The organism is Yoonia sp. 67-2 (genome assembly GCF_035117555.1).
Lineage (GTDB): Bacteria > Pseudomonadota > Alphaproteobacteria > Rhodobacterales > Rhodobacteraceae > Yoonia.
In genome coordinates, this window is sequence record NZ_JAYKPK010000007.1 from 128792 (window position 1) to 141694 (window position 12903).

The 12903-nt window shown below is 57.1% G+C and carries 10 protein-coding genes; 8 read left to right on the forward strand and 2 right to left on the reverse strand.

The genetic code is table 11. The annotated features are described in order from the left end of the window. Positions 1–5: 5 nt before the first annotated feature. Together VOY09_RS12665 and VOY09_RS12670 are read left to right on the forward strand one after the other, a co-directional pair. Positions 6–1922, forward strand: a complete 1917-nt coding sequence (locus tag VOY09_RS12665) for a glycoside hydrolase family 127 protein (RefSeq protein WP_322894238.1) — start codon at positions 6–8, stop codon at positions 1920–1922. Positions 1923–1927: 5 nt separating this feature from the next. Continuing rightward, the gene (locus VOY09_RS12670; RefSeq protein WP_322894237.1) at positions 1928–3031 is read left to right on the forward strand and encodes a sn-glycerol-3-phosphate ABC transporter ATP-binding protein UgpC; all 1104 of its coding nucleotides are present in this window, start codon (positions 1928–1930) and stop codon (positions 3029–3031) included. On the opposite strand, the gene VOY09_RS12675 is transcribed toward VOY09_RS12670, so the two are convergent. Next, positions 3028–3924 (reverse strand): UTP--glucose-1-phosphate uridylyltransferase, encoded by an 897-nt coding sequence (locus VOY09_RS12675; protein ID WP_322894236.1) that lies wholly within the window; start codon positions 3922–3924, stop codon positions 3028–3030. The genes VOY09_RS12670 and VOY09_RS12675 overlap by 4 nt on opposite strands. A gap of 485 nt (positions 3925–4409) precedes the next feature. Between VOY09_RS12675 and VOY09_RS12680 the strand changes: the two genes are divergently transcribed. From VOY09_RS12680 to VOY09_RS12705, 6 genes are all read left to right on the forward strand, one after another. Continuing rightward, complete coding sequence (locus tag VOY09_RS12680; protein WP_322894235.1) at positions 4410–5543, forward strand: NAD(P)H-dependent glycerol-3-phosphate dehydrogenase; 1134 nt, start codon at positions 4410–4412, stop codon at positions 5541–5543. 13 nt (positions 5544–5556) lie between these two features. Then, a complete protein-coding gene (locus VOY09_RS12685) occupies positions 5557–6318 on the forward strand; it encodes an HAD family hydrolase (RefSeq protein ID WP_322894234.1) in 762 nt (253 codons plus the stop codon). A gap of 2 nt (positions 6319–6320) precedes the next feature. Further along, positions 6321–7823: a glucosylglycerol-phosphate synthase gene (gene ggpS, locus VOY09_RS12690; RefSeq protein ID WP_322894233.1), complete on the forward strand. Its 1503-nt coding sequence runs from the start codon at positions 6321–6323 to the stop codon at positions 7821–7823. Positions 7824–7899: 76 nt separating this feature from the next. Continuing rightward, on the forward strand, positions 7900–8490 hold the full coding sequence (locus VOY09_RS12695) for a ferritin-like domain-containing protein (protein ID WP_322894232.1): 591 nt from the start codon (positions 7900–7902) through the stop codon (positions 8488–8490). Between the two features lie 131 nt (positions 8491–8621). Continuing rightward, positions 8622–9797 (forward strand): zinc-dependent alcohol dehydrogenase, encoded by a 1176-nt coding sequence (locus tag VOY09_RS12700; protein WP_322894231.1) that lies wholly within the window; start codon positions 8622–8624, stop codon positions 9795–9797. 307 nt (positions 9798–10104) lie between these two features. Beyond that, positions 10105–11019, forward strand: coding sequence for a lipid A-modifier LpxR family protein (locus VOY09_RS12705; protein ID WP_322894230.1), 915 nt, complete (start codon positions 10105–10107; stop codon positions 11017–11019). Between the two features lie 42 nt (positions 11020–11061). On the opposite strand, the gene VOY09_RS12710 is transcribed toward VOY09_RS12705, so the two are convergent. Continuing rightward, entirely contained in the window at positions 11062–12900 is a 1839-nt protein-coding gene (locus tag VOY09_RS12710) for a glycosyltransferase (protein WP_322894229.1), read from the reverse strand. Between the last annotated feature and the right edge of the window lie 3 nt (positions 12901–12903).

The following is a 12903-nucleotide window of genomic DNA, read 5'->3' on the forward strand; positions in this document are numbered from 1 at the left end:
CTGACATGACATCCCCAAAGCAAAACCCCACCGGCGCAAAATTCCGCCCGCTTTCCGTTGATAAAATCAAGGTCGGGGGCTTTTTCGGCCCGCGCATTGACACGATCAGCACTGTAACGGCCCGCACCCTGTTCGAACGCTGCATTGAGGCCTGGATGCTGGATCAGGTCGATCCTGAACTCCCGAACCCCGGACTGGTCATCCCTTTCCAGCACAGCAACACCGTCACGACCCAGATGTTCTGGGACAGCGATTTCGGCAAATCCATCGAGACCGCTGCCTATGCCCTGAACCACAAACCCGATGCCGATCTGGAGGCGCTGGTTGATGATGTGATCGACGCCTATGGCAGATTGCAGCAAGAGGACGGCTATCTCAATTCATGGTATATCCGCATCGAGCCCGGCCAACGCTGGACCAACCTGCGCGACCGGCACGAGCTTTACAACGCTGGCCATCTGATCGAAGGCGCAGTGGCCTATTTCCACGCCACCGGAAAGCGCAAATTTCTCGATATCATGTGCCGCTATGCTGATCATATCGGGCAGGTTTTTGGTCCGGGTGATGACCAGTTGAAAGGATATCCGGGCCATCCGGAAATGGAACTGGCCTTGGTCAAACTGGGGCGTGTCACGGGTGAACAGCGCTATCTGGATCTTGCAAAATATTTCGTCGATCAGCGCGGCCAGCAGCCAAACTATTTTGAAGAAGAGGCCAAGCGCCGCAATGAGAAGGAAGGCGGTTTCCACTTCGGTACTCTCGAATATTGTCAGGCGCACAAGCCCGTCCGCGAACAGGACAAGGTCGTCGGCCACGCCGTCCGCGCCGCCTATCTTTACGCCGGTATGGCCGATGTCGCGACGGAATTCGGCGATGATACGCTGACCGCGCCTTTGGAAACGCTCTGGTCGCATCTGGTCGACCGTAACCTGTATATTCATGGCGGCTTTGGTCCTTCAGCACAAAATGAAGGACTGACATCCGATTACGACCTGCCCAATGCCACGGCCTATGCTGAAACCTGCGCCGCTGTGGCGCTGGTTTTCTGGGCGAGCCGCATGCTGGGGCGCGGCCCGGACCGGCGGTTTGCCGATATTATGGAACAGGCGCTGTATAACAACGCGCTGGCCGGGCTGTCGCTGGACGGGACCAAGTTTTTCTACGACAACCCACTGGAAAGCCTTGGCGATCATCATCGCTGGACCTGGCATCGCTGCCCCTGCTGCCCACCCAATATTGCGCGGCTGGTCGCCTCTATCGGATCTTATTTCTATGGCGTGGCCGAGAACGAGATCGCAGTCCATCTGTACAACGCCAGCCGAGCCGAGGTTGCCCTGGCAGGTGGCAGCGTGACGCTGGAACAGGTGACAGATTATCCCAATAACGGGACCATCGCGATCACGGTCGAGCCAGAGCAACCGCAGGACTTCACTCTCTCGCTACGCATCCCCGGCTGGGCCAAAACCGCCAACGTCACGCTCAACGATGAAACGGTCAGCCAGGAGCCGCAGGCTGGCTACATCCGTCTCCAGCGACGCTGGCAATCGGGTGACAAAGTTGTGCTTGTGCTGGATCTGTCACCACGCCGTGTCTTTGCCAACCCGTCCGTCACCATGGATCAAGGGCGCGTGGCGCTGATGCATGGACCCTTTGCCTATTGCCTGGAAGAGATAGACAATGGACCCGATCTCAACTCGCTGGTCCTACCCGATGATGCGCCGCTGACGACCACAGACTCGTCTGATCTTGGTGGTATCATCCGCCTGTTCGCATCAGCCCAGCGTGAAAGCGCGGGCAGTGACGCGCTCTATCACACTGAAAGACCACAGCGGGAAAGCGTGACGCTGACCGCCGTGCCCTATCATGTCTGGGACAATCGCGCGCCGGGTGCGATGCTGACCTGGGTGAGGAGAGAAGGATGAACGCCATGACAACGCAAAAGATCACCAACAGGCATGCCGCTGGGGTCACGCTGCGGCGGCTGCACAAATCCTTTGGCGCGGTCGATGTGCTGCACGACATCAGCCTTCAGATTGCGCCGGGGGAGTTCGTGGTTTTCGTCGGCCCGTCCGGCTGCGGAAAATCGACCCTGCTCCGCCTGATCGCCGGGTTGGAGCATGTGACCGCAGGCGATGTGTTCATCGGTGATACCGATGTGACGGAAAAGGACCCTTCTGACCGGGGCATTGCGATGGTGTTCCAGACCTATGCGCTTTACCCGCATATGAGCGTCGGACAGAATATGGGTTTCGGGCTGAAAGCGGCAGGTCGTCCAAAGGCCGAAATCGCGCAAAAGGTCAGCGAAGCCGCTGCTGTGCTGAAACTGACCGATTATCTGGACCGCAAGCCAGGCCAGCTGTCGGGCGGTCAACGCCAGCGCGTGGCTATTGGGCGTGCCATCGTGCGCAATCCTGATGTGTTTCTCTTCGACGAACCTTTGTCAAATCTTGACGCTGAACTGCGGGTCGGCATGCGGCTGGAAATCGCGCGGTTGCACCGCGAACTCGGGATCACCATGATCTACGTGACCCATGACCAGACCGAGGCGATGACGCTCGCTGACAAGATCGTTGTCTTGCGTGCAGGCCGCGTGGAACAGGTCGGTGCGCCCGCCGACCTTTACGAAGACCCTGACAATATCTTTGTGGCCGGGTTTATCGGATCTCCGGCGATGAATTTCTTTCCCGCCGTTATGGGCGAAAACGGCCAGATCACCGTCGCAGGCAACAGCATTCCCGGCCCCGCCCTGACGCAACCGCCCGCTGCTGGGTCCAAGGTCACGCTCGGCCTGCGCCCGGAACATCTGGAAATCGTTACTGAAACGACCAATCCGCAAGCTCTGACATTCCACGCGGAATTCACCGAATATCTAGGTGGCAGCTCATATTGTTACGGCACACTCGGTGATGGGCTGCCTTGTACATTGGAGCTGCCCAGAAACCGCAAGCTGCGCGCTAGTGACCGAACACAGATCAGCGTCGATCCGAGTCAAATGCGCATTTTCGATAGAGACGGCTTGCGGATCCGCTAGGCGGCGTTCGGCGCGCCGACCTTGGTAAAGAAAGCGCCAAGAACATCTTCAAACGCAGGGTCACCTTGCGCAAGATGCAGAACTGCGGCCAACATCCCCTGTTTGGAGCCACAATCAAAACGCTGCCCCGAAAACTGGAACCCTGACAGACCAATATCATGCAGTCCCACTGCGATAGCATCGGTCAATTGAATTTCGCCGCCAGCGCCGGGGGCCTGTTGCGCCAAGGCATCGAAAATCCGCTGATCCAGCACATAGCGCCCGACAACAGCAGCCTGCGATGGTGCATCGTCCGGCGCAGGTTTTTCGACCATACCGTTTGCCTTGATGAAGGGACCATTCTGTTCCAGCACCGACAACACACCATAACTTGAGACATCCCCCCAAGCGACGTTCATCGTCGCAACAAGATGGCCAGACCCACAGGCAGCATAGGCGTCGATCATCTCGCTCAGACAGCCTTTCGGCCCAACGATAAGATCATCAGGCAGCACAACAGCAACGGGTCCCGGCAGCACATGGTCCTTTGCACATAAGACGGCATGCCCCAGCCCAAGCGGTTCATCTTGCATCACAAAGCGGACGTCAAAGTCAGCTTCATCAATGGCTGCTTCTTTCAGGTCGCGCGCCAGACGGGCTTTGCCGCGCTCTCGCAATGTTTCACGCAAGGCGGCATCGTCCATGACATAGCGTTCAATCGCAGATTTAGAGGGGTGGCTGACAAAGATCATCCGCTCGACCCCGGCGTCGCGCGCCTCATTGATCGCGAACTGGATCAGCGGGGTATCAATAACGGGCAGCAGTTCTTTCGGGGTTGCTTTCGTTGCGGGCAGAAAACGCGTCCCCAGACCGGCTACAGGAAAAATCGCAGTTCGCACGGTTCCGTTAGACATATTCTCTACTCCTTTGATGCATTTATGCCGCGATGCAGCGTAAATCCAATAGGACGTGTCGGGGTTAAAATGTCAAAAAACGACATCTTGATGCGCAGGCTGTATTATTTTGGGAACGACAGACACCATCGACAGTTCTTGTTACAGCAACATTCAAACATCGCTATGAGGCTTAATGTATTTATTAATTATTTTAAATACTTATGAAAATAATCATCCAGAGCGCCAACTGAGCAGTCGCAATAATTTCGCAAGTAAGATAGATTCCCCTCCAATCGCAAAGGCACAAAACTTGACCGACTTGCACGATTTTTATGCTGATTGCCGAACTGGAAACCTGCAAAATGTCGTTTTTATACAAGTCCGCTTGAAGCTGGGTTACATTCCTTCCACCCTGCCAGAGTAACGACGATGTGGGACACAAACACGATCCTGTGTCAGCTGCTCAAATCGGGGCAGCATAAAAGAAAGCAGATCAATAGACGATGAATGCATCAACACTCCCCCCTACGCCCAGCCTGCATAGCCGCCCCTATGACCGCATCGCGGTGATTGGCGGCGGGGCTTGGGGCACAGCGCTCGCGACCGTGGCGGCGACAGCCGGACGAGAGGTGATGCTCTACTGTCGGCGGGATGAAATTGCCGATGCGATCAACGCCACCCACATGAATCCCACCTATCTGCCTGATGTCGCGCTGCCGCCGCATCTGCGCGCAACGGCTGATCTGGCAACGGCGCTGGAAGGGGCTGATGCCGTCATGTTGGCGGTGCCGTCCCGCGTGATCCGCAGCGTGGCATCGGAGGTCGCAAAATGCATCGGACCCGGATTACCCGTCGCGATCTGCACGAAAGGCATCGAACCCGCATCGGGGTTGCTGATGACCCAAGTGGTCGAGGAAGAGATCGGCGATGCCCGCCTTGGTGCAATCTCCGGCCCGACATTCGCGCGTGAAACCGCACTCGGCCATCCGACAGCGGCAACGGTTGCCTTTCCCTTTACCTATGCAGATCGCCTGAACCCGCACGAAAGCGCGGCTGCGCGATTTGCGATCTCGCTCAGTTCCGCCTCTTTTCAGACCTATATATCCGACGATCTTGTTGGTGTGGAAATTGGCGGCGCGGTAAAAAACGTGATCGCCATCGCCTGCGGGATGATGACAGGCGCCGGTTTTGCCGAAAACACCCGCGCCGTGCTGATCACCCGCGGCATGGCCGAGATGAAAGCACTGGCAGAGGCATTGGGCGGCAGACGCGAAACAGTGACCGGCCTGTCAGGCGCAGGCGATCTGACGCTGACCTGCTCTAGTGCGACCTCTCGCAATATGTCGCTGGGCCTGCAACTGGGCCAAGGAATCCCACGCGGTGATTGTTTTGATGGACGTCCCGTTGTTGTCGAGGGCGAGGTGAACGCTGTTTCCGTCACCGATCTCGCCCGCCGGGTCGGCGTGTCGATGCCGATCTGCGAAACCGTCAACGCCATCCTGAATGGTAACATGAACCTCAAAACCGGATTTCACGCATTGTGGACCCGCCCAATCGAAGGCGAGCCAAAAGGGCTGGAAATCCTGCTTGCAAACCCGGTTCACATCGCCGCAACACAAGGTATCCAAAAGCTCTGATATGACTGACAACATGACACAACTGGCAGACCGCCGGATGGTGCTTGCCACCGATCTAGACGGCACGTTTCTGGGCGGCAGCGATGCCGACCGCGATCACCTTTATGAATGGGTCGAACAGAACCGCCGCACCATCGGACTGATCTTTGTCACAGGGCGCGACCCGAAATTTATCCAGGACCTTTGCGGGGCCGGTCGTATCCCTTGGCCTGATTACGTTGTCGGCGATGTCGGCACGACAATCGCACATGTCGACCCGTCCACTGGCCTGACGCCCATTGCATCGTTGGAGGCGGATATCACTGCCGCCTGGAACGATCTTGGACCGAAAGTCCGCGCCAAACTGGACGGACACGCTGGTCTGCGGCTGCAGCCAACGGAATTCCGTTACCGTGTCAGCTATTACATGCAGCCGGATGAATTTGACGATTCAGCTGTGCAGATTGTGGAAAGCCTCGGTGCCGATGTGCTGATATCCGACAATCTGTATTTCGATGTCCTGCCGCGCGGCATCAGCAAAGGCCCGTCACTGCTGCGGCTGATCGACCACCTCGGTGTCGATGCATCGCGTGTGCTGGCTGCAGGCGATACGTTGAACGATCTGTCGATGCTGATCGCGGGCACACCCGCTGTTGCCGTGGGCGGTTCCGAGGCTGACCTGCTGCGCGCCCTGCCCCCGTCAGACAGGATTCACCGCGCCAAGGCGATCGGAGCCGCCGGCATTCTCGAAGCAATCAGCGCGTTTGATCTGCACCCGACCCCGAAAAAGGTATAATTATGTCATCAGATTTCGTTATCGTCTATCACCGCCAACCTTACGAAGAGGTTGAGGTCAACGGCAAAACCGAACTGCGCGAAAATTCCAGCCCCAACGGCATTGTGCCCACGCTGAAAAGCTTTTTCGGCAAGGCCGAGCATGGTGCATGGGTCGCGTGGAAACTGGCAGAGGACCCGGCCAACCCGACCTTTGAGCGGGTGATCGAGATCGACGATGCCCATGGCAAATACACCGTGTCCCGCCTGCCGCTGACCGCCGAACAGGTCAGCAGTTTCTACCACATTTCGTCGAAAGAGGCGTTCTGGCCGATCCTGCATTCCTTCAAGGAAAAGTATAATTACGACCCCGTCGACTGGCCGACCTTCCGCGAAGTGAACTGGGCGTTCGCAGAGGCCGCAGCGAACGAGGCCAGCAAAGGCGCACGGGTCTGGGTCCATGACTACAATCTATGGCTGGTCCCCGGCTATCTGCGGCAATTGCGCCCTGATGTGGTGATATCTTTCTTCCATCACACGCCGTTCCCTGCAGCGGATATGTTCAACGTCCTGCCCTGGCGCAAGGAAATCGTGGAAAGCCTGCTCGCCTGTGATGTTGTGGGTTTCCACATCCCGCGCTATTCCGCGAATTTTCTATCGGTGGCGAGCAGTATGTTCGACGTGACCGCCAGCGAACGCCGGCCCGTCGATCCTGATCTGATTTTCGAGGGCACGGCGCTCAGCGAACGGCGCGCCCCGACCTTGGTCGCCTATGACGGGCGTGAGATTTCGATCAGTTCCTCCGCTGTCGGCGTCGCGGTCGATTTCATCGAAGAACGGGCGAATGATCCGCAAGTGCAGGCCAAAGCACGCGAAATTAAGCAAAGCATGGACGGCGTGAAGCTTGTCATTTCTGTCGGGCGCACAGATTACACCAAAGGCGGCATCCAGCAGCTGCAAAGCTTTGAACGTGTGCTTGACGCGCATCCCGACCTGCGGGGCAAGGTGCGGCTGATGCATGTCTCTGTCAGCGCCAACCGCAATATGACCGCTTATGAAGATATCCAATCCGGGATCGAAGAAACCGCAGGCCGTATCAATGGCCGCTTTGGCACATTGGACTGGCAACCGATCACCTTGATTTCCCGCGCGATCCCGTTTGATGATCTGATCCAGTATTATCTGGCCGCCGATGTCGCCTGGATCACGCCGCTGGCGGATGGCATGAACCTTGTTTGCAAGGAATATGTCGCCGCCCGCACCGACGAAGATGGCGTGCTGGTACTGTCTGAATTTGCCGGTGCCGCGGTCGAGCTTGGCGCAGCCGTCATCACGAACCCGTTCTCCAGCCGATCGATGGACCGCGCTATCCTGCAAGCGCTCGAAATGGAACCTGATGAGCGGCGCAACCGGATGCGGGCTTTGCGGCAGATGGTCAAACGGTTTTCGGTATCCGCCTGGATGGCCGATCAGGAAGCCGAATTTACCGCAGCAATTGCGCGCAAAGGCGATAAAGCCAAGCCATAGATCGACGGCGCAGGCATTTCGGAACGAAAGGACGACGGGCGGGGTTCCAACGACAGGAGCCAAAGGAACCCTGCCGATGCCCCATGATCACCGTCCCACGCGAACACCTGTCGAAAACGCTGGCTACGATACTTTCGTCGTGAATCTGCGCAACGCACATGCGTTGGAAAAGCAGGTGATTGCCGTTCTCGAAGCGCAGTTAAAGCAAGTCACGGCCTATCCCGATTTACATCTGCGGTTGACCCAGCACCTTGCCGAAACCCACCATCAGGTGGATCGCCTGCAAGCCACGCTGGAGGCCTGCGGCGAGGCACCGTCGCTGTTCAAAGACACGTTACTGAGTGTCATGGGAATAAGCCAGTCGTCGATGCAGGGCCTGAGCGACGATGCCGTGCTCAAGGCAATTGCTGCCGATACGATGACCGAACATCTGGAAATCGCGACCTACCGCAGCCTGATCCTGCTGGCCCGGCTGGCAGGCAGGCCCGAGCTTTGCGCGCAGTTAGAAGAATCCTTGCAAGAGGAATTGGCGATGGCGGCATGGTTTGACCAGAACCTTGATCAGATCACCCGCCGCTACATTGAGATGAAAGCTGCGGACCAAGCACCGCCCGCCAATCCTGCGCCACGCGCCGACAACCATCCTCACCGGCCTTCGAATATCTGACCAAGACCCCTCCCATGCGGCTGCGGGCTCACGCTGTGTCCCCGTCCGCTGGCAATCCCCACTCCCAAGGAGAAGACCCTATGCTTCATTTCATACATACCCTACCGCCTATTTTCAGCAGGCCCCGATAGATGCGCGCCCTGTGCTGGCATGGCAAAAGCGACGTGCGCGTCGATAATGTCCCCGACCCGACGATCGAACATCCCCGCGATGCTGTGATCAAGATCACCGCCTGTGCCATTTGTGGGTCTGATCTGCATCTTTACGACGGCTATCAGCCAACGATGGAATGCGGCGACATCCTCGGGCATGAGAATATGGGTGAGGTTGTCGCCCTTGGATCAGAGGTCACGAACTTGCAGATCGGTGACCGCGTCGTGGTGCCCTTTACGATCAGCTGCGGCGATTGCTGGTTCTGCAAGCATGATCTGTTTTCGCTTTGCGACCGGACCAATCCCAATGCTGAAATGGCCATCAAAGCCATGGGCCATTCGCCCGCCGGTCTGTTTGGGTTCAGCCATATGTTAGGCGGCTACAGCGGTGGGCAGGCCGAATATCTGCGCGTGCCGATGGCCGACTTCGGGCCAATCAAGATCCCCGATAATGTTACGGATGAACAGGCATTGTTTCTGTCTGATATTTTTCCAACCGGGTATATGGCGGCACAGAATGCCAATATCAAAGATGGCGACACTGTCGCCGTCTGGGGCTGCGGCCCAGTTGGACAATTTGCCATCCGGTCTGCGCTGATGATGGGCGCAGGTCGTGTCATCGCGATTGATGAGGTGGCCGAGCGTCTGGCCATGGCCGAGGCCGGCGGTGCCGAGACGATCAATTTCTCAGATGTCGATGTCTACGATGAACTGATGGTCCGCACCAAGGGGCGTGGTCCCGATTCCTGCATCGACGCTGTCGGATGCGAGGCCGCACCCCACGGCGCCGTTGACGCGGTCATGGACAAGGTGAAAGCGGCGGCAATGCTGACCACCGACCGCGTGCATGTTCTGCGCGAGGCGATCTTCAGCTGCCGCAAAGGTGGAACCGTGTCGATTCCGGGCGTCTATGTCGGGATGGGTGACAAACTTCCCATCGGTGCAGCGATGAACAAAGGCCTGACCTTCAAAATGGGCCAGACTCATGTTCAGGCTTATACCAAGCCGCTGCTTGAAAAGATCGAGGCCGGCGCAATCGATCCGGGCTTTGTCGTAACGCATACCACTTCGCTGGAAGATGCGCCGGAAATGTACAAGAAGTTTCGCGACAAAGAGGATGGTGTCATCAAGGTCGTGCTGCGACCTGGCGGCTGAGACGATCAAAGAAAAAAAGGTTCGGCTCAGCCGCTCGTCTTCAATCACGTGACCGGGTCCGACGGTCACGTGTCGGACAAGACAAGCCGGGAATCACACCTAAAAACAACCAAAAGTTGTTCCCACTGGTTAAATACGCCTCGTCAAAAATGGTGAAATTACGACGTTGAGCGCCGTCAAAAACGTAATTAAAGCGAACACTGGCTGCATCAAAGCATAATTGTTGTGGTGATCGGAACAATGCATCTTGCTATCAACCGGAAGGCGACTAATAAGCTGTAACCTGACGACATCTGAAAGACGCACCATGATCCGCCATCTGATCGCAGCCTGCCTTGCGCTGCTTTTCGCCTCGCAAGACAGCAGCGCGCAGTCGCGTGAATACATCGGCTACGGTCGCCTGCTGACCAACGACTTTCTTGCCCTTGACGACGACCGGTGGCGGACCGGCTCTTTCAACTCCAGCCGGATCTGGGGCTATGGCTGGGATGGTGAATTGCCACAGCAGCCCGGCGATATTCTGGAACTTCGCCTGGGCGCGCAAATCATCGCACCGGATAGCCTGGTGAAACGCGCACCGGGAGACAGACCCTACGCCGGGGTCATCACTGCGGGTTTGCATACGCATTTCATGCGCTGGGGCACCGATTTCGCAATGGGCGCTGATCTTGTCGCTATCGGGCCACAGACTCGGCTGGACAGGCTCCAAAAGGCTTTTCATGATGCAATCGGGATAAGGGCACCGTCGAAACGGATACGCGCCAATCAAATCGATGATGCGTTCTATCTTGATGTGGTGGTCGAGGCAGCACACGATATCGCGCTGTCGGACGTTGTGACAATGCGCCCTTTCGTTGAGCTGCGCTCTGGCGTGGAAACGATGGCGCGCGTTGGTGTGGATATGACCATCGGCGATCTGGCAAACGGCGGCTTGCGGGTGCGCGATACCGTCAGCGGTCAACGCTACACCGCGATCAGGACCAACGAGCGTGGCTTTGCGTTCCTGTTGGGCGCAGATATCGCCACGGTCGCATCAAGCGAATACTTCCCCGCATCTTATGGTGTCGCGGTAAGTGATACACGCTACCGCTATCGCGGCGGCATCCAATGGCAAACAAATCCCGCCACGATATTCTACGGCGTGACCTATCTGGGCGAGGAGTTTGAAGGTCAGCAAGAAGGCCAGTTCGTCGGATCAATCCGCGTCGATCTGCATTTCTGAGCGCGATGAATGCCCAACGTCACATGATTGCCGATATTGCTGTTACGCAACCCGGACTGCTTTGTCCGGGACAATATCCCTGCGCGTGGGTCGGGCGAAGGCCAACCATTGCGGAGAGATCGTAATCGACAGCATCGATTCAAGCGTGAAATAGGCGCGCAATAGTCGGAAGATCAGATATTCCGGCACGGCAAGTACACCAATCGGCATACGGTTGAGAAGCGACGCAACCACACCGACAATCGCAGGGGCGCCGATCGCAACCGCAGCAATCGATTGCCATGGCAGGTCGCGGGTCTCGTTAAAACCGGCGATATATTCGGTCAGCCCGAACAATAGCAACGGGATCAGCATCGCACGGCGTCCGGAATTCAGCATCATATAGGGCAAGATAACCTTGCCACGCAGCGTCGGCCAGTCTGAATAGATCAGGTCGCGACACCGGGACGAGATATGATAAACCGACCGGAACCACCGCATCCGCTGTTCACGCATGTGAATATAGCTTGCGGGGACTTCGGAAATAAAGCGAATCTTTGGATCAACCAAAAGCCTGTAGCCAAGTTCGCCGATCCTCAGGGACACATCGGTATCTTCACCGTTCATCCCTTCGACGAAGCCGCCAAGCTCCCGGACAAGATGTGTGCGGTACAAGACAAACATACCCGGCACACCGACCAGACCGTTCACCGTCGTCAGCGCGACCGAATAAAAGCCATGTTTGACCAGAACTTCAACAAGACGGGCCCGGTCAAACAAACCACCCCCGGGCGGTAGCGGCACCCCACCCACAACACCCACTTCAGGATCGCCGAAATTCTGAACGGCCAGAGTCAGATTGTCTTCGCCGATCTCAGTATCCGCATCAACCCGCAACAGGATATCGGTTTGCGTCATGTCCAGACCTGCATTCAGCGCATGGGACTTGCCCGGTTGGGGGATCGACACGACTTTCCCCCGCGCGGCAACGCAATGTCCAAGAGCTGTGGCAGCGATCTGCGCCGTTGTGTCATGCGAATTGTTATCAAGGATGAGAACTGTCACCTCACCGCCATAATGGATCGCCGCGCGATCAATCGCCGCGATGGTGCGGGCAATGATATATTCTTCGTTATAGGCAGGCACGATGACCGTGATTGGTGGTTTGTCCTGCGACGTTGGCCGAAACCAGCGCCCGGTCACGGACAGCACGTATAATTGCATGAAAAACAACGGCAGCACCAGAAACACGCCGGGTCCAATACCGCCGAGCAGGGCCACCTCGCGCAGGTGATGGATGAAGGCGAAATTCTGCGCATCGATCAGATGGGCAAAGACAATGGCCAGAACCAGCGTCAGCCCAAGTTTGAACCTTGCCCGCTTTTTGCGATGTGTCACATGCGTCAGACGGATCCGCGACGGCATCCGGCCACGTTCGACCAGCCGGATCGAGAATATGGCAAAGCCAAGCAATCCGCTGACGACTTCGCAAAATGTCAGCGTCAACGTGATGTTCAGCAGCTTGGTGGAGGCAAAGTTAATCAGATCCAGACCACCGCAAAGCAACATATAGCTCGCGATCATATCAACGCCCAGCATGGTTCGCGCAGCCCAGTTGCCTTGGGCAAAGGCGGCAAAGGCAATGAAAAACGCGAGCGAAAACAATCGCATCGCGATGATATGCGACCCGGTATAGGCAGAAAACACCAGATCATGGGCGGGAAACCAGATTGCAATCGGACTGCGGTTCACCAACCATAATAAACCAATCGAAACGACCACGAACAAGGCCAGAACCGCAGGGGCGCGGTACAACGGCACCGGTCCGGTGAACCTTTGTGGCGCGCTGTCAATGGATGTGAAAACAACGCCGGACCGGTCGGCGATCGATGATGCGACCATGAC